Genomic DNA, 24,199 nt, shown 5'->3' with positions numbered 1-24,199 from the left:
TAAGGAAGAACGAACATGGCTGCTAAAGAAGTTAAATTCGGCGACTCCGCCCGTAAAAAAATGTTGGCCGGTGTAAACGTCCTGGCTGACGCAGTAAAAGCGACCCTGGGCCCTAAAGGCCGTAACGTGATCATCGAGAAAAGCTTCGGCGCTCCGACCATCACCAAGGACGGCGTTTCTGTAGCCAAAGAAATCGAGCTGAAAGATCGTTTCGAAAACATGGGCGCGCAGCTGGTTAAAGACGTTGCCTCCCGTGCCAACGATGACGCAGGTGACGGTACTACTACTGCGACCGTTCTGGCTCAGTCGATCGTCAACGAAGGCCTGAAAGCCGTCGCTGCCGGCATGAACCCGATGGACCTGAAGCGCGGTATCGACAAAGCGACCATCGCTATTGTCAAAGAGCTGCGTCAACTGGCCAAGCCATGCGCTGACAGCAAGGCAATCGCTCAGGTAGGCACCATCTCTGCCAACTCCGACAGCTCCATCGGCGACATCATTGCCGAAGCTATGGAAAAAGTCGGCAAAGAAGGCGTGATCACTGTTGAAGAAGGCTCGGGCCTGGAAAACGAACTGTCTGTTGTTGAAGGCATGCAGTTTGACCGTGGTTACCTGTCCCCGTACTTCGTCAACAAGCCAGACACCATGACAGCCGAGCTTGATGGCCCGCTGATCCTGCTGGTTGACAAAAAAATCTCGAACATCCGCGAACTGCTGCCAGTACTGGAAGCCGTTGCCAAAGCCGGCCGTCCACTGTTGATCGTCAGCGAAGATGTTGAAGGCGAAGCCTTGGCAACTCTGGTTGTGAACAACATGCGCGGTATCGTTAAAGTAGTTGCTGTAAAAGCACCTGGCTTTGGTGATCGTCGTAAAGCAATGCTGCAGGACATCGCTGTTCTGACAGGCGGTACTGTTATCTCGGAAGAGATCGGTCTGAGCCTGGAAAGCGCTACCCTGGAACACCTGGGTAATGCCAAACGCGTTACCGTGACCAAAGAAAACACCACCATCATTGATGGTGCTGGCGTTGAGGCTGACATTCAGGCTCGCGTTACTCAGATCCGTGCTCAAGTGGCTGATACCACTTCCGACTACGACCGTGAAAAACTGCAAGAGCGTCTGGCCAAACTGTCCGGCGGCGTTGCAGTGATCAAGGTTGGCGCTGGTTCTGAAGTAGAAATGAAAGAGAAGAAAGCCCGCGTTGAAGACGCCCTGCACGCTACCCGTGCAGCCGTTGAAGAAGGCGTGGTACCTGGCGGTGGCGTGGCACTGGTTCGCGCTCTGCAAGCCATCTCCGAACTGAAAGGCGACAACGCTGATCAGAACGTAGGTATTGCTCTGCTGCGTCGTGCTGTTGAAGCACCTCTTCGCCAGATCGTTGCCAACTCCGGTGACGAGCCAAGCGTAGTTGTCGACAAAGTGAAGCAGGGTTCGGGTAACTACGGTTACAACGCAGCCACTGGCGAATACGGCGACATGATTGAAATGGGTATTCTTGACCCGGCTAAAGTGACTCGTTCGGCTCTGCAAGCGGCTTCGTCGATTGCCAGCCTGATGATCACCACTGAGGCGATGATCGCTGAGATCCAGGAAGACAAACCAGCTGGCGGCGGTATGCCAGACATGGGCGGTATGGGTGGTATGGGCGGCATGATGTAAGCCAGCTTTACCCCGATACGCAAAAGCCCCGCCTGAGTAATCAGGCGGGGCTTTTTTGTGGATTATGTATGGTTAAAAGCCCCTCACCCTAGCCCTCTCCCAGAGGGAGAGGGGACTGATCGAGGTGATGCTCAAACCTGTGTTCCACCGCAAATCAGCTCCCTCTCCCAGAGGGAGAGGGGACTGATCGAGGTGATGCTCAAACCTGAGTTCTACCGCAAATCAGCTCCCTCTCCCAGAGGGAGAGGGGACTGATCGAGGTGATGCTCAAACCTGTGTTCCACCGCAAATCAGCTCCCTCTCCCTTTGGGAGAGGGTTGGGGTGAGGGTTGCGGCTCAATCAGCGCTCTGTGACCTGCACTGGCGACTTGTGCTCCGGCTTCCAGCTCAGCAACTGCTGCTTATAGCCATAGCTCGCGGCCTGATAGTAGGTAATCGCCCGCTCTACCAACGGATCGGTCGCCGGTACGCGCGATTCAACACTGGCCGTCAGCGCTTCATCGTGGCGACGTAGCCCCTGGCGCGGGCTCAGTATCGCCAGGTTCTTGCCGTCGAACAGTCCAAGGTGCTGATAGTTGCCCACCACCACACGCGGTGCCAGCGGGTTGTCCTGCAACACGTTACGACCAAAGAACGTCGACTGGTAATCCATGTTCAACAAGCCGAGCAGGGTGGGTGCAAGGTCGATCTGGCTCGCCAGTTGCGCGTTTTCGCGCGCTTCAATCAGCTTTGGCGCATAAATAAACAACGGGATTTGGTAGTTGCTGATCGGCAAGTCTTCTTTGCCCGCACTGCCCGCCGTGTGATCAGCCACGAAGATAAAGATGGTGTTGTCAAACCACGGTTTTTTCCGCGCATTCTCGAGGAATTGGCCGATGGCGTAGTCGGTGTATTTCACTGCCCCATCGCGACCATTACCCGACTTGATGTCGATTCGGCCTTCTGGATAGGTATAAGGACGATGGTTTGATGTGGTCATCAATTGCAGCAAAAACGGCTTTTGCTGAGCGTAGTCGGCATCGGCCAGTTTCAGGGTTTCACGGTAGAGGTCTTCGTCCGCCATGCCCCACGCGTTTTTGAAGTGGATGTCGGCTTCATTCACGCTGCTTTGGTCGACGACGCGATAGCCATTCCCACTAAAGAACGCGTTCATGTTGTCGAAGTAACCACGCCCCCCGTACACAAATACACTGTCATACCCGACCGCATTCAACTGTTGCCCAAGGCTGGCAAAGCCACTTTCACGACCGATACGCTTGACGATTGAGCGCCCCGGTGTGGGTGGAATGGCCAGAGTAATCGCTTCCAGCCCACGATCCGTACGGGTGCCGGTGGCATAGAAGTTATTGAAATACAGACTCTCTTTACGCAACTGATCGAGGTGAGGGGTCAGGTTGCGACCATCGCCATTGCTGCCCAAATATTTCGCACTCAGGCTTTCTATGGTGACCAGCACGATGTTGGGTTGGCGCGCAGCGCCGGGGTTATCAATCGTGCGGCGGATATCCAGCGGGTCCGTGCCGACAAACGTCGCATTGGGCTCAGCCAGCTCGCTGCGCAACTGCTTGGCCACCACCGCCGTGGGCAGGCTGGTGTAGAACTGTTGATAATCGAGTTCGTTGTTACGGAAGGCTGCGAAGAACTGGTACGGGCCGTTGCTGGCCAGCTCATGCTGATAGGCGTTGCCGCCCTGGCCGCGCGGGCTATCCTGATCGAGCAGTTGCAGGCTCAGCCCGGCCACCAGTAGCAAGCCGGCCAAGGTGGCGGCACGTCCGCGAACGGTCGGTAGCGGTGCATTGATCGCGGCGTTGAATGGTTTGCGCAACGCGATGCTTAGAAGAATGGCTACGACGCCAATGGCGCTTAGCAACATGCCAATCGGGTAGGACTCCATGACGTTATTCAGCACTTCATCGGAGTAAACCAAATAGTCCACGGCGATAAAATTGAAGCGCACGCCGAACTCATCCCAGAACAGCCATTCCGCCACTGCTGTGAACAGCATGGCAAACAGACTGACGGTCAGCAGGCCTTGCAGGAACCACTGATGGCCGCGACGACGCCACAGCCCAGGCGGGCACAGCAGTAGATACAGTCCCAGTGGCACGGCGGCATAGGCCAGAAAACCAAGGTCGTAGAGCAAGCCAATGCCAAATACAGGCAGCCAGTGATTGCCGGCCTCGCCAAGGTGAGTGGCCAGCAACACCCCTCGGGTGATTAAAAAGGTCGCAAGCCAGCAGCCCGTCAATAACAGCAGATAGCGCATAGGCGCGGAGTACAGCAGACGCATGAGTGTTTTTCCTTAAACCCTGGGGGTGCGCAAGTGTGCGGTCGCTACTGTAGGGGGTATGTGAACCGTTAGTAAAAAAAATGTCATATGCGCCCGGCAAATAACTAAACCATATAAATGCCCCAGAGCGCTGGCTCTGTGCAGTGACAGGACTTAAGCTGCGCGAGCCAACATGGCGGTAACTGCGTACGGAGAAGTGCCCATGCGAATTCTATTGGTTGAAGACAACCGCGATATCCTCGCCAATCTAGCCGACTACTTGGGGCTTAAAGGTTATACCGTGGACTGTGCGCAGGACGGCTTGTCAGGCTTGCATCTGGCGGCAACCGAGCATTACGACCTGATCGTGCTCGACATCATGTTGCCTGGTATCGACGGCTATACCCTGTGCAAACGCCTGCGCGAAGATGCGCGTCGCGACACTCCGGTGATCATGTTGACGGCTCGCGATCAACTGGATGACCGTTTGCAAGGCTTCAAGTCCGGTGCCGACGACTACCTGCTCAAACCTTTCGCGCTGTCAGAACTGGCTGCGCGAATCGAAGCAGTGTTGCGTCGTGCCCAAGGCGGTGGCCGACGGGAGTTGCAAGTGGGTGATTTGAAATACGACCTCGACACCCTTGAAGTCACCCGCGAAGGGCGTCTGCTCAAACTCAACCCCGTCGGGCTTAAATTACTTGCCGTACTGATGCAGAAAAGCCCTCATGTATTACGCCGCGAGGTACTTGAAGAAGCCTTGTGGGGTGATGACTGCCCGGACAGCGACAGCTTGCGCAGTCATGTTCACCAATTGCGCCAAGTGATCGACAAACCGTTCGAAAAACCATTGCTGCAAACTGTTCATGGTGTGGGTTATCGCCTCGCCGAGAGCCGTGATGGAGTTTAAGCAAAGCCTTGCTCAGCGGATCATTATCGCCTTTGCGTTGATGAGCGCTTTAGTGGCAGGCACCTTCGCTATGGGCATTGTTGCCACGGTTCACCTGGTCGAAGAGAAACTCATTTCTGCTGGCTTGGGCGGTGACCTTCAGCGTTTGCTGCTGATGGATAACGTCGCCGACTGGAACCATCGTCCTGAGCCCGATCAACTGTTTTATTACAGCGGCGGGCGCGGTGATTTTGCCTTGCCTAAAGACCTGCGGCATCTCGATCCGGGGTTTCATGAGGTCTTTCGTGATCAGCTGTCGTATCACGCGATGGTTGAAGTCGTGGATGGGCGCCGCTACGTATTGCTGCAAGATCAAAGTGATTTTGAAGAGCGTGAGCGTGTGCTGTTTGCCGTGGTTGTGGTCGGCTTCGTGCTGGCGTTGGCGCTGGCGGTCTTCCTCGGTTGGGTACTGGCGCGCCGGGTGATGGCGCCGGTAGTGCGGTTGGCGCGGCAGGTGCGTCACCGCGATCAGTTGCTCGGCTTGGCCCCCCCTTTGGCACCAGACTACGCGGCCGATGAAGTGGGCGAATTGGCGGTGGCCTTCGATGCCACATTAGGCCGCTTGCGTGACACCCTCACCCGTGAGCGGTTGTTTACCAGTGATGTCAGTCATGAACTGCGTACGCCCTTGATGGTACTGGCCAGCTCTTGTGAGCTACTGCTTGAAAGTCCGTCGCTGGATCAACGCAGCCGCGCTCAGGTCGAGCGAATATCACGTGCCTGTGAAGAAATGCGCGAACTGGTTCAAACCTTCCTGATGCTGGCGCGCGCGCAACATGAAGACGCGAGCATGTCGCCGACGGTCACCCTTACCACCGTGGCCGAAGGGTTGATCAGTTTGTGGCGTGGCCCCATTGAGGCCAAAGGCCTCAAGCTCATTTATGACCCGGGTAACCCATTGGACACCCGCTATAACGCCACTTTCTTGCATGCGGTGATGGGCAATCTGCTGCGCAATGCCTTGCATTACACCGACACCGGCTTTATCCGCTTAAGCCTGGAGCCCACCGGCTTTGTGGTGGAAGACAGCGGCGTGGGGATCCCTGAAGAGAAACGCCAGGCTATGTTTCAACCCTTTGTTCGAGGCAGCGAAAAGCGGGGCGAAGGGTTGGGTCTGGGGCTCTCGCTGGTGCAACGAATCTGTGACAGCCAAGGGTGGCGCGTGACGCTGACGACCATGGAGCCTAATGGTTGCCGCTTCCATGTTGAATTAAACCCTGAAGACCTATGACTGGTTCATTAACTGGCCCATAGCCAGTATTTAGGCTCTGTAAAACCCTGCAACGTTTGCTGGGTCAGGGCACATAATTTTCACTTTGTAATGACCTGTTACGCACGTTCTCCTGATTAAAGTTGAGGCTACACGCTTCAGGAGAGTCATTGTGAACTCAACAATCAAACTTAAATTTTCTGAAAAGTATGACCCGCAACACGCAAGCGAATACTTGGTTAAACATCAGGACGGCTTAGCGCGTCGCCTTTCGCATAAGCGTGATGAGCAATTGGCTCGCAAAGCCTTGGCATTGGCCGGTGAGCCGGGTCTGGTGCTGGATTTACCCTGTGGGGCAGGCCGTTTTTGGCCGTTATTGGCTGAAAAAACCAACCGTGAAATCATTGGTGCCGACTATTCGGCAGCCATGCTGGACGTCGCATCGCTGGCACAACCTGGCGAAGTGGTGAAACGGGTACGACGTTTGCAGACATCTGCATTTGATATTGATCTGCCTGACAACTCGGTCGACAGCATTTTCACTATGCGCTTGCTCCATCATATTGGCGATTCAAGCCATCGCATGGCTCTGCTACGGGAGTTTCATAGGGTCAGCCGAGACAGCGTAATCATTTCTTTGTGGGTGGACGGCAACTTCAAAGCCTGGAAACGCAAACGTCTAGAGCGACTTCGCCAGTTCGATAGCGGGGCCGAGGGTTACCAAAATCGCTTTGTGTTACCAGCCGATACGGTTGAGTCCGAGTTTAAGAAGGCCGGGTTTACAGTTCAGAACCATTTTGATTTTATCCCGCTCTACGCCATGTGGCGGGTTTACATATTGCGCAAGAGGTAATAAATGACCGCTGATTCAGTATCGCCATCCGACGCTGCGACCGAAGATCGCTTTGAATTTTATTGGCAGCAGCAAGGCGAGTGGGTCGAGGAGCCGAACCAGCGTCGCGGCGGTGAGAGCGGCGTGCAGCGAATATATGAAGAAGGTGGGCGGTTGCTGTATGTCAAACGTCAGGTCGGCCATACCTACCGCAGTTGGCGCTATCCGCTGGGGCGCCCGACGGTCTTGCGTGAGCGGGATGCGTTGCAGGCCCTGACAAAATTGTCCGTGGGTGTTCCTGAATTGGTTTACTGTGCAGCCCGGCAAGGTGCAGACAAACAGTGGCGTGCCCTGTTAGTGACCGCTGCGCTGGAGGGTTTTGTCGAAGTCGATAACTGGTACGCAGCCGGTGAGCGTGAGCGTCATGGCGAAGCGGTCCATGATCGAGTCCTTGAAAGCATCGCCCACAATCTGGCACGCATGCACCTGGGGCGCTGGCAACACAGCTGTTTATACGCCAAACACATCTTTGTTCGAGTCACGGGTACGGGGGAGAGCGCAGTTGTTGATGTGGCCTTGCTCGACCTTGAGAAATGCCGTCAACGACTGACCGCGCATAAGGCAGCACTGCACGATCTTAAACAGCTACGGCGCCATTCGTCGTGGAATGCCGATGAATGGAAAAAACTGAACTACTTTTATGAAAAGGTGTTTGGTAGCGCCATCAAAGGTTTACGGTGATGAAGAGAGAAATAGCACGAGGTTTGTTTTTGCTGGTGGCTCTTGCTGTTGCCTCCGTGGCGATGGCCGCATGGGAGCAGCCGGTGATGCAGGTGATTAGCGGGCCTAATAGTGCCAATTGCCCCTTGCCGCGAGTCATTAAAACTGCCGAAGCGGCACAGCCTGATCATGACCTGCTGTTGTTTATGTTTGGAATGGCCCAGGGCTTGAAGGGGCAGGGATAGCCGCCGCGGTATCGTTGCTGGCGATGACGCTTTCTCGGTCGTCTTCGCCAGCAATGACAACGCCCTACATCACATGCAAGTGGTTGTCCCACAAGCCTGACGGCAACTCCAACGGCTTGGCGGTCAGCAATTTTTGGCGGCAATCATAGAAGCGGCAACGTCCTTGGCCGGATGTGACGACAAAACCATCTTTTACCGCCGCTACACCCGCGCAGTCGGGCAGAGGGGCATCGAGACGTAAATCGCCGTTGTCCAGGTCCCAGACAAAAAAGCGATTACCGCGCGGCGCCGTCAATGCGACTAACCGTAATTCACTGTGCACCGCCACACTGGCCGTGTAGTGACCCATGGCCCGCAGTTGCTCTTCCTTCACTGGAAACGGCTCAAACGCCATGCCCGGCCGTTTAATTGCCAATAATTGCGATAACGTCTGAGCGTCCCCCATAAATTGCTGACACGCCACGATGGTGCCGTCATTGGCGATGCCCAAGTGGCGCACGCTGTTCATTTGTTGACTCAGCGTTTCTTTGCTCAGCAGGGTGCCATCGCGTTGCATCAGCACCAGGCTGGGCTCCATCGCGTTCAGATTCATCTCAACGCGGCTTTCGGCCTCAGTGCGAATGCCGCCATTGGCGACCACCAGTGTTTCGCCGTCGGGCATCCACGACACTTGATGCGGGCCAACCCCGTGAGTCGGAATTTCGCCGCTATGGGTCAGGCGTTCGCCTTCAAAGCGATAAACCCCGAGCAAGCCTCGGCCCGGATCTGTGGTGTCGTTTTCCGTGGCGTAGAGCCACTCGCCATCTTTGTGGATCACCGCGTGACCGTAAAAATGACGATTGGGCAGTGAGGTCAGTGTTTGCAACAGTTGCCCGTCAGCCAGGCTGATCAGGTAGCTTTCGGTGCCAGGGCGCCGGGCCACGAACAATGCGACAGGCAGGGTCGGGTGGTTAATGATGTCATGGCAACGCTGGCCGACCTGAGTGCTGAAGACCCGGGTGCCATCCAGACGATACCCGACGGCAAAGTGATTGCCGTCTACATCGTCACGGGCGCTGAGCAACAGCGGGCCTTGGCCTTTTTGCCGAAACAGCGACCAGCCACCCAAGGTGACAGCGCTCAGCAGTAGATCGCCGAGCTTGAGTGCTTGCCTGCGCATCATCGAACCCTCTTCATCAATCGCCGTCGTTGGCGTTAAAGCCCAGTTGTATGCCCAGCGCTTTGGCCAGCTCGCCTTCATGCAGGCGGTGGACGACGTTCAGGCTGTCGTAAATGGTGTTCAGTTGAGCACGGCCGGCCTCATCGGCCAGCAGCTCGCTCAATGAGCGCTGGTTGTCGTTGAACAGTTTGAGCGATGCGGCATAGGCTGCGTCGATCTTGTCGGCCAGTGGCTTTTGATCTGAAGGTAACAAACCACGCAAGCCCTTGTTATCCACGCCGACCCATACGGTCTGCGCGGCTGAGAGGCTGGCGGCCAAGCTTTGCAGGGAGGACTGGCTGCGCCATGCCTCTGCTTGCAACGGTTGAGCAATGCCCTTGCTCTGGCGGCCCATTGGCGTGCCGAGTTTCTTTTTCAGGGTGTCGAGCGCGGTCACCTGGGCACGCAACAGATCAGCGATGGCTTCGTGAGAGTCTGCATAGCGTTGGTTCGGGAACTTGGTCATCTGTGCCAGCATGCCATCCGTGCTGTTCCAGCTGGCCAGAATCTCTTCGGCCAGTTGTTTCTGACGCTCGCCAATAGCGGTCAACAGCGGGCAGTAACGGGCTTTTTGTGCCGGGTCAGCCAGGTCGATATTGCTGTCGAACAGAATGTACTCGTAGGCTGACAGGCCTTGTACCACAACGCTGGACTTGGCCAGTGCGTCAGCATCGATTTGCGGCTGGGCAATGACCAGTTGCTCAACCTGACGGCCGACCAAATTCTTTTTGTCCGGCCAAAACTGTACTTGCCACGAACGATTGCCTTCGGCCAATGGCCCGATCAGCAAAGGTTGCAGCTCGGCCCAGGCTTTTTGCGCGTGCTGGAAGTCGGCACGAGCGGTCTCCAGGGTTTCTTTACCCTCGCAATACGCCAGCGCGCTGATGGCCAGTTGGCGGTCAGCTTCAACCCATCGGCTGTACGTAGGCAGAATCACCTGCTTGGCGATAGCGGCCGAAGTGACGGCTTGCGGGTCTTGTGGCGAGCAGGCCGCCAAAGCGATAGCGGCAAGGCTGGTGAATAACAGCTTGGGTCGAAACATGTCGGGGTCCCCGATCGTGTAAAGCGTTTAAAGAGAGTTCAGGAACGCCAGCAACGCAGTACGCTGCTCGGCATTGAATTGCAAAACGTGCTGCTTGGCCGGCTCGGCTTCTCCACCGTGCCACAGGACGGCTTCGAGCAGGTTACGTGCACGGCCATCGTGTAAAAACTGAGTATGGCCACTGACGGTTTGGGTCAAACCGATCCCCCACAGCGGCGGGGTTCGCCAGTCGCTGCCCGAGGCGGCGAACTCGGTGCGGTTATCGGCAAGGCCGGGGCCCATGTCGTGCAACAACAAATCGCTGTACGGGTGAATGACCTGATTGGCCAACTCGGGTTCAGCGGCATCAGGCGAAGTGGTGAACGTCGGTGTATGGCATGAGGCGCAGCCGGCCTGATAAAACAGATTTTTACCGGCCAGTACGTCTGGTGATCCTACGTCCCTTCGTGCGGGCACCGCGAGGTTGCGGGTGTAGAACTCCACAAGACGCAAAATATTCTCGCTCACTTCCGGCTCACCCTGCGGGCCATTGCCGTTAGGTGCTGAAAGACAGTCCGTCTGTGCCGGGGTGCAATCATCAAAAGGTCTCAGGTGGGTGGTTAGTCCCATATCACCAGAAAAGGCGTGAACATTTTGTTGATTGAGATTGGGTTGCCCGGCTTTCCAGCCAAAACGACCTAAAACAGTCTTTTGCTGTGCGTCGTCCCACACCCAGTTGGGGCGACCAGCGATACCGTCGCGGTTGTTCTTCTGCTGGTCGGCGTTGGCCAGAATCGCTGCATTGGGGATGGCTTCCAACAAGCCCAGTCCAATCATCGGTGGCGCAACGCGAGCTGAGAAGCGCGTGTCGGGGTGCATCGGGCCATAACCCAGTTGGGTAATTTGCAGCGTCGGTTTGCGTAACTGCACTTCGGTGCCGTCTTTAAAGCGCACCGGCACAGCTGTGTAATCAACCCGCACCTTGCCCTCGGGGGCAACACCGGGCACGGCCATATCCTGTAATTGGCCGCCATACACGGGTTCGGGAACGATCCCGGCTTTCTCGATCAGCGAGGTGTAAGCCGGATCGTTAGGTATCGACAGGCGCACCAGCATGGACACAGCGTTTTTGGCATCAGGCAGTGGCGGGTGGCCGCGACCATCCTTGATATGACAATTTTGGCAGGCATTGGTGTTGAACAGCGGGCCTAAACCATCACGTGCGGTGGTGGTGGACGGTGCGATGACCCAAGGGCTGCGAAAAAAACTGTTGCCGACGCTGAAATCCAGACGCCGTGTAGGCGAAAGGTTGGCGGACGGCATGGAAAACGCATTTTGATCGTTTTTGCGCACAGTCGTTGCACCGCCTGAGCGGGCTTCGCCGGGCTCGGGTTTGGTGAAGCGCGGGGCATCATCACAGCCGCCGAGGCCCAGGGCCAACAGCAGCAGAGACAGGCGAAGAGGCAACGAAGGCATCAAGCGTCCAGATCAGCGAGCAAAATCGAGGGCGCAAAGTTTATCAGGGAAGGTGAATTGAAATAAGAGGGATTAGCGTTTGGTTTGACGTGTGGCAGGCTCAGTCAGGAGATTGAGCCTGCTTGTGAGGGGGAGGGCAGTACGGTCTGGAGGTTAACCTCATCATGATTGAAAATGCCAATCAGCTTGACCGACTGGTAAAAGGTTCGCGCTGACTCACATGAAATAAGCCTTGGATGGCTTGATAATATAAAAGGTATTTCCTACAGATTAATCGGAGATGAGTGATATACAAATTTTTCTTCAAATACACTATGCTTCCTAAAAAGCGGAGTAAGTATGAAGATAATTTTAGCAGTATTTATATTGGTGTCGATTTCTGGATGTATAAGTGATCGGCCATTTCCTAAAGTATACAGTCCAGAGCTTGCTTACAAATGTCAGACAGATCCGTACGGTTTTGATTGTTTGCATCCTCCTGCAGTGCTTCATAATTAAGTTGTGCTATATGGGTATCGGAAGTTGGAGTTTGTGTAGGTTAAAACTCCCATATGGGAATCGGTGCCCCACTGGGTAATATATTTTATCGCTGTGAATGTTCTCTTTGGCCTGCGGCCTGGGATAAATCCAAACCGAGCCCAGCATAAATTCCCAGTACGTTGATCATAAATGACTAAATTGCCATCATTTTGTATAACCATGCACGCGTTGTTCCATAGCGATTTATCATTGCTGTGAGTACTTTCAGCAATCCATAAGCGTCTTCTTGATGGATCATAAAGGAAACCACTGTTACTGATAACGAAGTGAAGCCGTTCGCGCATTTTTTTACGCTGCAAAGTTTTGCTGTAAGCTTGGTTGCTATCGGCTAGCCATACGGTAGATCCCCCCTCTTTAATTACAAGATTTCCATCAGCTTGTAGTTCAAGTCTGAAACGTCCGTTTTCAGACATAAGATATTGCCCTGGAGACATCGTTTGGTTTGGCGGCAGCATGAGGGAACCGCTAGCTTGAAATGGACTGTAATGAGTGCTCATGTTTCTCTCGCTTAATACATTCTTGGATTTTTGATTTAAGCAAGTTTGATTGGGGTGAAAGGCTGTATATGTATATTGTTTTGGAGTTGTTGGTGTTTTGTCTGAAGGGGGAGGGTGCATCTGCTTAATAAATACTTAAAAATAAAATCAAAATGGCTCTACGTCAGATAACAGCCTTCGATAGCAATAACACCCACAAAAAAACGGCCCGAAGGCCGTTTTTTGTGTACTCACTTAAACCCTGCAGATCAGAACTCGTGATCGGCGTTATCCGGGTTCAGGTCGCTGATACCGAGTTTGCCAGCGGCTTGCTCGATAGCGCCGGTCTGTTTGACCAGGGCTGCAATGGCGTCACGAACGACTTGGTTGCCGGCTTCGTTGCCCGCTGCGATCAACTGGTCGTAGTGCTCACCCTTGTTGGCGTGGTCAACCATGACCTGAATCTTGGCTTCGGTGTCAGCCAGATCGGATTTCAACGTGGCGTCTGTAGCGGGGTCAACCACTACCACCAGAGAAGACAGGCTAGGGCCGGTCATTTTGGTGCCGTCAGCGCGGACGTACTCGCCCAGGTACACGTTACGAATACCTTTGGCGTCGTAGAAGTGCGAGTTGTGGGTGTTGTCGCTGAAGCAGTCTTGTTCGTCTTCCGGGGAGTTGGCTTCCAGCGACACTTTCATGCGCTCGCCAGCCAGTTCGCCCAACGACAGGCTGCCCATGCCAAACAGCATTTTGCGCAGACCGTTTTGCGGTGTATCGGCTTCGAGGGTAGCGCGGTAGTTGTCGGCCACATTCGGTGCCCAGTTACCGACCATTTCGTTCAGGTCGTTCACCAGCAGTTGGGTTACGGCTTTCAGGTACGCACGACGGCGATCATTGTGGCCGCCGGTAGCGCCTTCGCCTTCAAGGTAGTCGGAGGCAGGACGGTTGCCTGCGCCCGGGCCGGTGCCGTTGAGATCCTGGCCCCACAACAGGAATTCGATGGCGTGGTAGCCAGTCGCAACGTTGGCTTCAGAACCGCCCAGTTCGTTCAGGCTGGCCAGGGTTTCAGGTGTGATTTCAGTCACGTCGACTTTGTCTTCGCCGACCTGAATCTCGGTGTTGGCGATGATGTTTGCATTGGCCCCCGGATTGCCCAGTGCGCCAGCGTAGGAAGCGTCAACGTAGTCGATCAGGCCTTCGTCCAGCGGCCAGGCGTTCACTTGGCCTTCCCAGTCATCAATGATGGTGTTGCCGAAGCGGAACACTTCGCTTTGCAGGTAAGGCACACGGGCTTGAACCCACGCCTCGCGAGCGGCTTTCAAGGTTTCGTCGTTGGGCTTGGCAAGGAACGCGTCGATAGCGGTTTGCAGGTTTTTCGCGGTGGATTCGGCGTCGCTGTACACGGCGTGAACCATGTCAGCGTAGTGGCCGACAACGGCTTTGGCCGCTGCTTCATCAACTTTGGCTGCGGTGATGTCAGTGGCCGGTGTTGCCACGTTGGTCGTTGCCGCTGGCGTTGGAGCCGCAGCTGTTTTTTCCTTGTCCTTGTCGCCACAACCGGCGAGTGTGATAGCAATGGCCAGCAGACTGGCGGTGGCCAGGGGCATACGAATCATGGCGAAAATCCTGCTTCGAGAGGTGGGACAAGCGTGCGGCTGCACGCAAAACTGCGACATGATGCGAAAGATATGCATTTTGTGTAAAGGGTTAGTGTTGGAAATCTTTCTTATTTACATAGTCTCAGGATGATTCTGTCCCAAATCTTGAAATATGGATTTACAGAATGAGCGTGCGTTCACGCTCTTCCTTGATCAGATACGCGCTCAAGGCCCGCGCAGACAGGGGTTTACTGTACAAATAGCCCTGACCTTCATGGCAGCCTTCCTTGATCACATACGTTTCTTGTTCAATGGTTTCGACGCCCTCGGCAATCACCTGCATGCCCAGGCTTTTACCCAGTTGAATAATGGCCCGCACAATAGTTGCATCGTCGTCGTCCTTCATCAGGTCTTGAACAAAACTCTTGTCGATCTTGATTTTGTCTAGCGGCAGGCTCTTGAGGTAACTCAATGACGAGTAACCCGTTCCAAAATCATCAATGGCGATCAGGGCCCCGGAGCGACGCAGGCTGAGCAAGTGTTGGCGGGCGGTGTTGATGTCTTCCATAAGGCTGGTTTCAGTGACTTCCAGCTCTAGACTGCGCGGTGCCAGGCAGTGGCTCTGTAACAGGCTATCGATCATTTCTGGCAAGTCGGCATGGTGTAACTGCACCGTCGACAGATTCACCGCTATGCGCAGTTCATTGAAGCCCAGATCATGCCATTCCCGCAGTTGGCGACAGGCTTGGTCCAGCACCCACTCACCGATCGCAATAATGCTGGCGTTTTTTTCAGCCAGCGGAATAAAGAGGTCAGGAGCGATCATGCCGTGCTTGGGGTGCTTCCAACGTAATAACGCTTCGACGCCCACGATACGGTGGTCGCTGTAACGAATTTGCGGTTGGTAAACCAGGTAGAGCTGGTTGTTGGGCAAGGCGTCTTGCAGGTCTTGTTCAAGTTCACGCATGCGGCGCATTTGGCGATCCACACTGGCAATATAAAACTGATAACGGCCTCGTGAACGGGTTTTCGCCAGCGTCATGGTTTGTTCGGCTTTTTGCAGCAATTGTTCAGCCGTGTCGCTGTCTTCTGGAAACAGCGTAATGCCAATCGTTGCCCGCAAACGAATGGCGTGTTGACCCACGTTGAAGGGTGTGAGGAATGTATCCAGAATGCTTTGAGCTAATTCGGCAGACTCGTAGGGCTGTTCAATGTGTGGCTGAATTAACGCGAATTGATCCCCGCCCAGACGAGCCAGTGCCCCGACGGTTTGATTATGGCTCTGCAATCGGTCGGTAATGACCTGCAACAATTGATCGCCAGCCTGATAACCAAACTGTTCGTTTATATCTTTGAAATCGTCCAGGCCGACACACAACACCGCTACTCGGCGCTGGGAGCGGCCCGCATCGGCCAGCATTTTACTCAGTAGGATTTGCAGTTGCTTACGGTTGGGCAGCCCCGTCAGAAAGTCATGCTGAGTCATACGAAGCAGAGAGCTTTCAGCTTCTCGACGTAGATGCGTATTACGTTCAATGGATGCCAATAATTGATTAATCGTATTGACCCATACCCCTAACTCATTGTGCTGATGGCCCTTGAGAAGCGGCATGGCGTGTTTACTGGGGTGGTCAGGGTTAACGCGTGTCAGGTGTCGGATGATTTTCGAGAGGGGGCGGGTCAATAACCAGTGATACACGAGGTACAACACCAACCCCATCAGCAGAGCCCGGAAAACACCGGAGATAAACACCACTGCGGCATTGGTCAGAAACGCTTCGCCGTACGTGGCTGTATCGAGAGAGAGGCTCAAATCACCGTAATACTCGTTGTATTGCGAGCTGCTTTTGAGCGGGATAGTAAAGGTGCGCTCCTTGCCCAATATGTAATCGGTGAGCCAACGGTAGGGTGTGTCCATCAGGGGGCGGGACTTTTGCGCAAGAGGCCCGGTGCTGGGATTGCCAATCGAGGCTTGGCTGACAGAGTCATCCTGGAACAGGCCGCTGATGACTTGCATGGCCATATCGCGATCAAGGCTATAGAGCGCTTGAGTCGATGGGTCGCGAAACATGACCAGTAAACGTTGAGCATCGTGCTCCAGGGTCCGTCGTGTTTCGTAGATATTCAGCACGATTTGCGCGCAACTGATTACGCTCCCTACGGCCAATGCTGACAGCAGCACAACCCGGAGTAGCTTGAGTGACAAGCTGTTTTTGAATTCCAGCCTCAAAGCGCAATTCCTTGTTTGTTACCGTTACTGCTGTGGCCTGTGTACAGGGACATTGATGCGGATGTTAGATGCAGCTATCTCACGATAGTCACAAAGACGAGTGTGCAGGTGTATTGTTAACTGAGTATGAGCGGGTGGGCACGAGTCACCACGAGAAGAGAAGCGGTCGGAGGGGGCGCCCGTATCGGGTGGGGCGCTTTTAATCAGGCAATAAAAAACCCGGCAAGCCGGGTTTTTTACTGGGTGTCAGGCTTAAGCGGTGAAGGTTTTGCCTTCGAACTGCTCAGCGACGAACTTCCAGTTAACGAGGTTCCAGAACGCTTCTACATATTTTGGACGTACGTTGCGGTAGTCGATGTAGTAAGCGTGTTCCCAAACGTCGCAGGTCAGCAGCGGGGTGTCGCCGCTGGTCAGCGGGTTACCGGCGCCAATGGTGCTTGCCAGAGCCAGGGAACCGTCAGCTTTCTTGACCAGCCAGCCCCAGCCGGAGCCGAATGTGCCGATGGACGTTTTGCTGAACTCTTCCTTGAACTTGTCGAAGGAACCGAATGCAGCGTTGATGGCTTCGGCCAGAGCACCGGTAGGTTCGCCGCCGCCGTTTGGCGTCATGCAGTTCCAGTAAAAGGTGTGGTTCCAGACCTGAGCGGCGTTGTTGAAAATGCCACCCGAAGAGGTTTTGACGATCTCTTCCAGGGTTTTGCCTTCAAACTCGGTGCCTGGCACCAGGTTGTTCAGGTTCACGACGTAGGTGTTGTGGTGCTTGTCGTGGTGAAACTCCAGGGTTTCTTTGGAGATGTGCGGCTGCAGGGCATCGTGTGCGTAGGGCAGCGGCGGCAATTCGAAAGCCATGATGATTCTCCTAATCAGGTCAGTTGCGATGAGCGCAAGGCCGATCACGGGCGGCCAAACACGCGCCAGGGAGTTTTTACTCTTTGCGGCGCAGGCCAAGATCATAGCACCGGGGTGGCGGCATAACCACGCGACAACTGTGTGGAATAGACGTTTCAGCCGGGTTGATAAAAAATTGAGCGGTACGCGGCAGGTTATAAGCGTGAAGCTTGAAGCCATCTCATCCTGCCAGAATCAACTGTATTGCCACCGCATACATCATCACTGCCACTAACATATCCAGAATGCGCCATGTAGAGGGTCTTGCCAGCCAAGGCGCCAACCATGCGGCTCCAATTGCCAGCGTAAAAAACCACAACAATGACGCACTGGCTGCACCCACCACATATGCGCCGGGAACACTTTGTTGCGCCCCAAGGGAGCCTATCAGCAACACGGTATCGAGATAGACATGCGGGTTGAGCAACGTCACCGCTAGTGCACTGAGCATGACGGCTTTAAGTGAACGCGCCGTCTGCCCGGCCGTCTGCTCAAGGCTTGAACTGGAAAAAGCTCGACGCAGCGCCTGTGTGCCGTACCACAACAAAAATACCGCGCCACCCCAGCGTGCCGCACTGAGCAGCAGCGGGTTTTGCGCCAGAACAGTGGCCAGGCCAAAAACACCGGCAGCGACGAGCAATGCATCGCACACCACGCAAAATGCCGCCACTGGCAGGTGATGTTCCCGACGCAAGCTTTGCGCCAGTACGAAAGCATTCTGAGTGCCGATGGCCATGATCAGACCGAACGCGACCAACAGACCATTAAGATAGCTTTGCCACATAAAATTCACTCGTTGTACTGCAGCCGGAAAGAAGTTTGCTGCTGGCTATTGTCCTGTTCTTGGCTGTATAAGAAAAACCAATACTACTGATCGCTCATTAGGAAAACTGATGTTCGACTATAAATTGCTTTCTGCGCTGGCCGCAGTGGTAGAACAAGCGGGGTTTGAGCGGGCTGCGCAGGTATTGGGTCTGTCGCAATCGGCCGTTTCCCAACGCATCAAATTGCTCGAGGCGCGTATTGGCCAACCGGTGCTTATTCGCGCAACGCCGCCGAGCCCGACTGAAATAGGTCGACGCTTGCTTAACCATGTTCAGCAAGTGCGCTTGCTTGAGCGCGATTTGCAAAGTGCCGTACCGGCGCTGGATGACGAGGGGATGCCCGAGCGTCTGCGCATTGCCTTGAATGCAGACAGCCTGGCCACTTGGTGGGCGACGGCGGTCAGTGACTTCTGTGCCGAACAGCACCTGCTATTGGACTTGGTGGTAGAGGATCAGACGGTGGGGCTCAAACGCATGCGGGCAGGGGAAGTCGCCGCGTGCTTATGTGCCAGCGAACGCCCGGTAGCGGGTGCGCGCAGTGTTTTACTGGGGGCCATGCGTTATCGGGCACTCGCCAGCCCTGCGTTCGTTGCACGGCATTTTCCTGGTGGTGTTCGCGCCGAATTACTCCCTAAAACCCCCGCGCTGGTGTTCGGCCCGGATGATTTTCTGCAACACCGTTACTTGGCCGCCTTGGGTGTCGATGGCAGTTTCGAGCATCATCTGTGCCCGTCTTCCGAAGGTTTTATCCGCCTGACCGAAGCCGGACTGGGATGGGGGCTTGTACCGGAGTTACAGGTGCGTGAGCAGCTGGCAAATGGCGTATTAGTCGAGTTGCTGCCAGATAAACCCATCGACGTGCCACTGTACTGGCATCATTGGCGTAATGGTGGACAATTGCTGGGCCAGCTAACCGAACATTTATCGCGTTCGGCGCAGCGCTGGTTAGTGCCTTTGTTGTGACAAGTAGCGTTTAAACAGCAAGCAACAAGAATTACAGCATTGGAGCGATTGATGAAGATTCTGGTCACCGGCGCGAGCGGCTTTATTGGCGGACGCTTTGCGCGCTTTGCCTTGGAGCAGGGCTTTGACGTGCGGGTCAGCGGACGACGAGCCGAGGGTGTTGAACACCTGGTACGTCGTGGTGCTGAATTTATCCCGGGTGATTTGACCGATGGTCTGTTGGTGCGCGACTTGTGCGTCGATATCGATGCCGTGGTGCATTGTGCGGGCCACCGAGGTACTTGGGGTCGTTATCAGGACTTCCAGCGCGACAATGTGCTGGTCACCGAAAACGTGGTTGAAGCCTGTTTGAAACAGCGCGTTCGGCGGTTGGTGCATCTGTCGTCTGCCGCACTTTACTTCGACGGGCGCTCTCATGTCGGGCTGACAGAAGAGCAGGTGCCTCGACGATTTCGGCACCCTTATGCGGCTACCAAAAATCTGGCCGAGCAAAAGGTCTTTGGCGCCCAGGAGTTCGGGCTCGAAGTGATTGCCCTGCGCCCACGATGTGTAACCGGCGCGGGGGATATGAGTGTGTTTCCGCGCTTATTGAAAATGCAGCGCAAAGGTCGGTTGGCGATCGTCGGCAACGGTTTGAACAAGGTTGATTTCACCAGTGTGCAAAACCTCAGTGATGCGCTGCTGAGCAGCCTGCTGGCGAGCGGTTCTGCATTGGGCAAGGCCTACAACATCAGTAATGGGGCGCCGATTCCGCTGTGGGATGTGATTAATTATGTGATGCGTCAGATGAATATTGCGCAAGTGACCCGTCACCGTAGCTATGGTCTCGCTTACAGTATGGGGGCCTTGAGCGAGTTGGCGTGCAAGCTGTGGCCGGGCCAGCCAGAGCCTTCGCAATCACGTTTGGGGGCACAGTTCATGAGTAAGGACTTCACACTCGACATCAGCCGTGCCCGGCACTATCTCGACTACGACCCCAAAGTCACACTGTGGGCCGCGCTGGACGAATTTTGCGGTTGGTGGAAGGCTCAGCAATCGCCGTACCGTTAACACTCACCTCCAGGTTTTTATAAGGTTTTTTCATGCGTAACGATGCTCGCGATGATTTTGACTCTGTTCCCACCCTGCATGCCATCGAGGAGGATGACGGAGTGCAAAGTGCCGGTGCCCGCGAACGCACCACGGTGTATTCGCGCACGGCACCCGTGATTAAGGTGAACGCGCCACACACTGGCCCTTTGTGGGCGTTTATCGGCGCACTGCTGTTGGCTATTGCGGGGTTGGCGTGGTGGAGTTTTCAGCAGATTTCATTGATGGAGCAGCAGTTAGTAGCGACGCAAGAAAGCTTTGCGCGCATCAGTGAAGAAGCCGCAGGGCGATTGCAGGCTATATCCGGCAAAGTGGTGGCCAGCGAGTCGAGCCTTAACACGGGCAGTGAAGCCTTGAAACTTCAGATCAAACAACTTGAAGAGCAACTGCTTGAACAGGGCAAGCGCCAGCAGGGTGCGGTTGAAGGGCAGAAAGGCGAGTTGGAAGCCCGGTTTGAGAAAATCAATACGGCGTTGCTGGCGCAGGTGACGGCTGAGCAAGAGGCTCAAACCAAATTTGATACTCAGATAAAAGGTTTGACGGCCGAGGTTTCGGCCCTCAAAGGCAGCTTTGACCAGCAGGCAGCGGATGTCGCGGCCTTGAAGAAGCAAGGTAATCCAAGCGCTGCCATTGAGCGTCTGGAGCAGGATTTACTGGTGCTCAAAAGTGAACTGGAAAATCGTCCGGTGCCTGCCAAAGGTGCCAATGCTGCTGAATTTGACGTGTTTCGCGCTCAAGTGACGCGCAACATCAACACCTTGCAAAGTCAGATTCAAAACCTGCAAAAGCAGATCAGTGCCAAGCCTTGAAATTAGCGGTGTGGCTGGCCCTCACCCCGACCCTCTCCCAGAGGGAGAGGGGGCTGATTGGTGGCGTTGCGCAAATCAGCTTTTGCTCGGGAGAGGGTTAGGGTGAGGGGCTTTTGACCTTGTCGCCCCGCCCGCGAAGCAGTTGAGTGGGCCTGGCAATCGCCGCACTTAACCCCAACAGAGAAACCACCGCGCTGACAGTCAACAAATGGCTGATTGGTGGTGCTGCGCAAATCAGCTTTTGCTTTTAATCCCCTCTCCCTCCGGGAGAGGGTTAGGGTGAGGGGCTTTTGACCTTGTCACCCCGCCCGCGAAGCAGTTGATTGGGCATGGCAATCGCCGCACTCAACCCCAACAGTGAAACCACCGCGCTGACAGTCAACAAATGGCGGAATGTCTGCAGCAGCTCCAGCCGCAGGTCATCCAGCGCTGGCCCTTGCACGGCGTTTAAACCGTCCAGCAGCACATTGCCCGAACTGCCTTCACCCAGCAGTGGCTGACCCGTAACAGGTGCCAGCAATGAGTCATGCAGCAGCGCGAGCAACAAGGCTGACATCAACGCCACGCCCATGGCGCCACCCAGTGAGCGAAACAGGTTCGTGGTGCTGGTGGCCACACCAATATCATGCTGTTGCACCGAGTTCTGCGCGCCCACCAGTGACGTCGGAAATTGCATGCCCGCGGCTATTCCGCTCAACAACATGAATACGCCACTCAACACCTCGGCGCTCGGGGGGCTAAAGGCCATGCCCAAAATGCTAAATGGCATCAGTGCCGCACCTGTCAGAATCATCGGTTTGTAACGCCCGGTCACCGATGTCATGCGCCCGGCAAAGTAAGCGCCCATCGGTAAACCCATTGCCAGAGGCAGCAGGTGTAACGCCGCACTGTCTGCCCCGGCCCCGGTGATGCTTTGATACCGCAGTGGCATCAACACAATCAGCGAAATTGCCTGAAAACTGGTGAAGAACACCGTGCACCAGCACAACACGGCATTGCGATTGGCAAACAAGTGCATGGGCAGCAAGGGTTCTATAGTGCGGCGCTCGTGCCACACAAACAGTGCCAGAGCACTCACGGCAGCCACCAGCAGGCCCATCACCTGATCGCCATGCCAGCTGTAGCCTTGGCCTATAAAGGTGATACCCAGCAGCAATGACGTCAGGCCGATGATCATCAGGACTGTGCCGGCATAATCAATGATCGGTTTGCGTTGTGGGACGGGTAGCCCGATCAGCGTGCGATGGGAAATCCACAACGCCGCAAGGCCCAGAGGCAAGTTGATCAAAAATACCCAGCGCCAGGATAGGAATTCTGTCATGTAGCCGCCCAGTACGGGGCCGGCAACGCTGGCCACGGCGTACATGCTGCTGAAGTAGCCCTGATAGCGACCGCGCTCACGGGGCGGCACGATGTCGCCGATAATCGCCTGACTGACTGAGATCATGCCGCCCGCGCCAATGCCCTGAATGATCCGGGCCAGCACCAGTTGTTCCATATTTTGCGCAAGCCCGCAAAACAGCGAGGCCAGGGTAAAAACACTCATGCCAAACAGCATCAAGCGCCGACGTCCGTATAAATCCCCCAGCTTGCCGTAAATCGGCACGGCCACTGTCATTGCCACCATGTAGCCGGAAATTACCCACGCCAATTGGCTGACGTCCTTGAATTGAGAGGAAATCGCGGGTATCGAAACGGCTACGATGGTCTGGTCGAGTGCACCCAGGAATATCGCCAGCATCAGGGCAATCAGAATGCTGCGAATGGCGGGTTTTGGCGAGGCGGGCTGATGCAAGCTGGTCACGAAGAATCCCTGGGGGGCAAATGTGATCAGTCTACTGGATAGACGTGCGCGCGAAAGCCCGGGAGGTACAGTCGTTCGTGATTAACTCAAACAGACCGAACTGAGATGATCAGTCCGGTCTGCGGGTATTACCTCAATGTGCTGAACATAGAGTTACAGTGCCCGCCATTGCAACTGACGGTAAATCCGGCTGCTTGACGCGTTTGTTCGGCGCGATAACACGCACTTGCAAACAGAGCAGCGGCAGCAAAAACGATAAACAGAGTCATGCATCTGGTTCTTGTTTTAGTGGTCATGGCGTTATCTCTCCTGCTTCATTCGGAGTCAGACCTAGACATCACACCTTTGAGGCTAGCTCAGACCCTGGTTCCTGCCATGTCAGTTGTACGAGTGGTCATGCGTAGGTTCATCCTTCAAATGGACTACCAGCGAGTCTTTGGATGAAGTGGCAGACGAAAGGCCAAGCGGTCACTAAGCTTGACCTAATGTTTACATCTATCCGCCGAGGAATGATTTATGTCGATAGTGCGAGTTTTGCGCCGTTTTTTCCTTAGCATGACTTTGCTGAGCCTCATGGCACAGGCCGTTGCAGCCACGGCGCCTTTGACCCTGGATGTTTACAACCCTGGAGATTCGGCAGCTTTTGCGGTGTCCTCAGTGCTGGTCAGCGGCGACAAAGAGGCCATTCTGATTGATGCCCAATTTGCCAAAACTCAGGCCCGGCAGGTGGTCGACAAGATTCGTAACAGTGGTAAAAACCTGACGACGATCTACATCAGCCACGGCGACCCAGATTACTACTTCGGCCTTGAAACCCTGGTCCAGGCCTTTCCGAATGCAAAGGTGGTTGCCTCGGGGCCGACCGTAGCGCATATCAACGAAACCAAAGACGCCAAACTGGCTTTTTGGGGGCCTCAAATGGGCGCGGATGTGCCCAGCCGCATCATTGTGCCCGAAGTGATGAAGGGCAATACCTTGACCCTTGAAGGCCATGAACTGGATGTCATGGGGCTTTCCGGCAGGCAACCGCAGCGCAGCTACGTGTGGATTCCGTCGCTCAAGGCAGTGGTAGGGGGTGTAGTGGTGGCAGACAAGCTGCATGTCTGGATGGCCGATACCCAAACGCCACAGTCACACAGGCAGTGGCTGGCGACCCTTAAACGCATCGAAAGTTTGCAGCCCGAGATTGTCGTACCCGGCCATTACCTGGGTGAAAACGACCGTTCTTTGGGCTCGGTTCACTTCACCCGCGACTACATCAAGGCCTTTGATGAAGAGACGCCCAAAGCCAGAAATTCAGCCGAATTGATTGCTGCGATGAAAAAGCGTTATCCGAACCTGGGCGAAGAGTCTTCGCTGGAACTTAGCGCCAAAGTCGCCAAAGGCGAAGTGGAGTGGTGAG

20 protein-coding genes are annotated in these 24,199 nt (G+C 55.1%); 10 read left to right on the top strand and 10 right to left on the bottom strand.

All coding sequences use genetic code 11. The features are described 5' to 3' along the window. Positions 1-15: 15 nt before the first annotated feature. On the top strand, positions 16-1,659 hold the full coding sequence (groL, locus tag EQV93_RS00635; protein ID WP_122784684.1) for a chaperonin GroEL: 1,644 nt from the start codon (positions 16-18) through the stop codon (positions 1,657-1,659). A 340-nt stretch (positions 1,660-1,999) separates the two neighbouring features. On the opposite strand, the gene EQV93_RS00630 is transcribed toward groL, so the two are convergent. Further along, positions 2,000-3,949, bottom strand: a complete 1,950-nt coding sequence (locus tag EQV93_RS00630) for an LTA synthase family protein (protein ID WP_122784683.1) — start codon at positions 3,947-3,949, stop codon at positions 2,000-2,002. Positions 3,950-4,151: 202 nt separating this feature from the next. Here EQV93_RS00630 and colR point away from each other — a divergent pair, with 202 nt between their 5' ends. From colR to EQV93_RS00605, 5 genes are all read left to right on the top strand, one after another. Further along, positions 4,152-4,835, top strand: coding sequence for a two-component system response regulator ColR (gene colR, locus EQV93_RS00625; RefSeq protein ID WP_146384029.1), 684 nt, complete (start codon positions 4,152-4,154; stop codon positions 4,833-4,835). Beyond that, a complete protein-coding gene (locus EQV93_RS00620) occupies positions 4,825-6,105 on the top strand; it encodes a sensor histidine kinase (RefSeq protein ID WP_122784682.1) in 1,281 nt (426 codons plus the stop codon). The genes colR and EQV93_RS00620 overlap by 11 nt, the downstream gene beginning before the upstream one ends. A gap of 151 nt (positions 6,106-6,256) precedes the next feature. After that, positions 6,257-6,937: a class I SAM-dependent methyltransferase gene (locus tag EQV93_RS00615; RefSeq protein ID WP_240890713.1), complete on the top strand. Its 681-nt coding sequence runs from the start codon at positions 6,257-6,259 to the stop codon at positions 6,935-6,937. A gap of 3 nt (positions 6,938-6,940) precedes the next feature. Then, entirely contained in the window at positions 6,941-7,657 is a 717-nt protein-coding gene (locus EQV93_RS00610; protein WP_122784680.1) for a lipopolysaccharide kinase InaA family protein, read from the top strand. Then, entirely contained in the window at positions 7,657-7,881 is a 225-nt protein-coding gene (locus EQV93_RS00605) for a hypothetical protein (RefSeq protein WP_240890712.1), read from the top strand. The genes EQV93_RS00610 and EQV93_RS00605 overlap by 1 nt, the downstream gene beginning before the upstream one ends. A gap of 64 nt (positions 7,882-7,945) precedes the next feature. On the opposite strand, the gene EQV93_RS00600 is transcribed toward EQV93_RS00605, so the two are convergent. The 8 genes from EQV93_RS00600 to EQV93_RS00565 form a co-directional block, all read right to left on the bottom strand. Continuing rightward, on the bottom strand, positions 7,946-9,043 hold the full coding sequence (locus tag EQV93_RS00600) for a DUF1513 domain-containing protein (protein ID WP_240890711.1): 1,098 nt from the start codon (positions 9,041-9,043) through the stop codon (positions 7,946-7,948). A gap of 13 nt (positions 9,044-9,056) precedes the next feature. Continuing rightward, complete coding sequence (locus EQV93_RS00595; protein ID WP_146384023.1) at positions 9,057-10,121, bottom strand: imelysin family protein; 1,065 nt, start codon at positions 10,119-10,121, stop codon at positions 9,057-9,059. A 27-nt stretch (positions 10,122-10,148) separates the two neighbouring features. Then, the gene (locus tag EQV93_RS00590; protein WP_122784676.1) at positions 10,149-11,576 is read right to left on the bottom strand and encodes a di-heme oxidoreductase family protein; all 1,428 of its coding nucleotides are present in this window, start codon (positions 11,574-11,576) and stop codon (positions 10,149-10,151) included. Between the two features lie 494 nt (positions 11,577-12,070). Continuing rightward, complete coding sequence (locus tag EQV93_RS00585; RefSeq protein WP_240890710.1) at positions 12,071-12,613, bottom strand: hypothetical protein; 543 nt, start codon at positions 12,611-12,613, stop codon at positions 12,071-12,073. Positions 12,614-12,861: 248 nt separating this feature from the next. After that, on the bottom strand, positions 12,862-14,208 hold the full coding sequence (locus EQV93_RS00580) for an imelysin family protein (protein ID WP_122784675.1): 1,347 nt from the start codon (positions 14,206-14,208) through the stop codon (positions 12,862-12,864). Positions 14,209-14,368: 160 nt separating this feature from the next. Beyond that, entirely contained in the window at positions 14,369-16,420 is a 2,052-nt protein-coding gene (locus EQV93_RS00575) for a putative bifunctional diguanylate cyclase/phosphodiesterase (protein ID WP_240890709.1), read from the bottom strand. 252 nt (positions 16,421-16,672) lie between these two features. Beyond that, positions 16,673-17,269 carry a superoxide dismutase gene (locus EQV93_RS00570; RefSeq protein WP_122784673.1) on the bottom strand — a complete coding sequence of 199 codons (597 nt, stop codon included), beginning with the start codon at positions 17,267-17,269 and terminating at the stop codon, positions 16,673-16,675. A 220-nt stretch (positions 17,270-17,489) separates the two neighbouring features. After that, positions 17,490-18,092, bottom strand: coding sequence for a LysE/ArgO family amino acid transporter (locus tag EQV93_RS00565; protein ID WP_122784672.1), 603 nt, complete (start codon positions 18,090-18,092; stop codon positions 17,490-17,492). Between the two features lie 109 nt (positions 18,093-18,201). On the opposite strand from EQV93_RS00565, the gene EQV93_RS00560 reads away from it, so the two are divergent. From EQV93_RS00560 to EQV93_RS00550, 3 genes are read left to right on the top strand one after another with little or no spacing between them, the layout of a single operon-like run. Then, positions 18,202-19,095 (top strand): LysR family transcriptional regulator ArgP, encoded by an 894-nt coding sequence (locus EQV93_RS00560; protein WP_146384017.1) that lies wholly within the window; start codon positions 18,202-18,204, stop codon positions 19,093-19,095. A gap of 51 nt (positions 19,096-19,146) precedes the next feature. Beyond that, the gene (locus EQV93_RS00555) at positions 19,147-20,145 is read left to right on the top strand and encodes an NAD-dependent epimerase/dehydratase family protein (RefSeq protein ID WP_146426648.1); all 999 of its coding nucleotides are present in this window, start codon (positions 19,147-19,149) and stop codon (positions 20,143-20,145) included. A 32-nt stretch (positions 20,146-20,177) separates the two neighbouring features. Beyond that, a complete protein-coding gene (locus tag EQV93_RS00550; protein ID WP_240890708.1) occupies positions 20,178-20,993 on the top strand; it encodes an ATPase in 816 nt (271 codons plus the stop codon). A 274-nt stretch (positions 20,994-21,267) separates the two neighbouring features. Here EQV93_RS00550 and EQV93_RS00545 read toward each other — a convergent pair whose 3' ends face one another. Next, positions 21,268-22,797 (bottom strand): MDR family MFS transporter, encoded by a 1,530-nt coding sequence (locus EQV93_RS00545; RefSeq protein ID WP_122784668.1) that lies wholly within the window; start codon positions 22,795-22,797, stop codon positions 21,268-21,270. A gap of 516 nt (positions 22,798-23,313) precedes the next feature. Here EQV93_RS00545 and EQV93_RS00540 point away from each other — a divergent pair. Continuing rightward, a complete protein-coding gene (locus tag EQV93_RS00540) occupies positions 23,314-24,198 on the top strand; it encodes an MBL fold metallo-hydrolase (RefSeq protein ID WP_122784667.1) in 885 nt (294 codons plus the stop codon). The last annotated feature ends 1 nt before the right edge of the window (position 24,199 follow it).

This window comes from Pseudomonas sp. TMW22091 (genome assembly GCF_022496705.1).
Classification (GTDB): Bacteria; Pseudomonadota; Gammaproteobacteria; order Pseudomonadales; family Pseudomonadaceae; genus Aquipseudomonas; species Aquipseudomonas saxonica.
This window is presented reverse-complemented; position numbering and strand designations above follow the sequence as displayed.

Excerpts from the sequence above, each read along its gene's own strand:
- groL (WP_122784684.1), top strand. The coding sequence starts at position 16 with ATGGCTGCTAAAGAAGTTAAATTCGGCGACTCCGCCCGTAAAAAAATG.
- EQV93_RS00630 (WP_122784683.1), bottom strand. The coding sequence starts at position 3,949 with ATGCGTCTGCTGTACTCCGCGCCTATGCGCTATCTGCTGTTATTGACG.
- colR (WP_146384029.1), top strand. The coding sequence starts at position 4,152 with ATGCGAATTCTATTGGTTGAAGACAACCGCGATATCCTCGCCAATCTA.
- EQV93_RS00620 (WP_122784682.1), top strand. The coding sequence starts at position 4,825 with ATGGAGTTTAAGCAAAGCCTTGCTCAGCGGATCATTATCGCCTTTGCG.
- EQV93_RS00610 (WP_122784680.1), top strand. The coding sequence starts at position 6,941 with ATGACCGCTGATTCAGTATCGCCATCCGACGCTGCGACCGAAGATCGC.
- EQV93_RS00605 (WP_240890712.1), top strand. The coding sequence starts at position 7,657 with ATGAAGAGAGAAATAGCACGAGGTTTGTTTTTGCTGGTGGCTCTTGCT.
- EQV93_RS00600 (WP_240890711.1), bottom strand. The coding sequence starts at position 9,043 with ATGATGCGCAGGCAAGCACTCAAGCTCGGCGATCTACTGCTGAGCGCT.
- EQV93_RS00595 (WP_146384023.1), bottom strand. The coding sequence starts at position 10,121 with ATGTTTCGACCCAAGCTGTTATTCACCAGCCTTGCCGCTATCGCTTTG.
- EQV93_RS00590 (WP_122784676.1), bottom strand. The coding sequence starts at position 11,576 with ATGCCTTCGTTGCCTCTTCGCCTGTCTCTGCTGCTGTTGGCCCTGGGC.
- EQV93_RS00585 (WP_240890710.1), bottom strand. The coding sequence starts at position 12,613 with ATGAGCACTCATTACAGTCCATTTCAAGCTAGCGGTTCCCTCATGCTG.
- EQV93_RS00580 (WP_122784675.1), bottom strand. The coding sequence starts at position 14,208 with ATGATTCGTATGCCCCTGGCCACCGCCAGTCTGCTGGCCATTGCTATC.
- EQV93_RS00570 (WP_122784673.1), bottom strand. The coding sequence starts at position 17,269 with ATGGCTTTCGAATTGCCGCCGCTGCCCTACGCACACGATGCCCTGCAG.
- EQV93_RS00565 (WP_122784672.1), bottom strand. The coding sequence starts at position 18,092 with ATGTGGCAAAGCTATCTTAATGGTCTGTTGGTCGCGTTCGGTCTGATC.
- EQV93_RS00560 (WP_146384017.1), top strand. The coding sequence starts at position 18,202 with ATGTTCGACTATAAATTGCTTTCTGCGCTGGCCGCAGTGGTAGAACAA.
- EQV93_RS00555 (WP_146426648.1), top strand. The coding sequence starts at position 19,147 with ATGAAGATTCTGGTCACCGGCGCGAGCGGCTTTATTGGCGGACGCTTT.
- EQV93_RS00550 (WP_240890708.1), top strand. The coding sequence starts at position 20,178 with ATGCGTAACGATGCTCGCGATGATTTTGACTCTGTTCCCACCCTGCAT.
- EQV93_RS00540 (WP_122784667.1), top strand. The coding sequence starts at position 23,314 with ATGTCGATAGTGCGAGTTTTGCGCCGTTTTTTCCTTAGCATGACTTTG.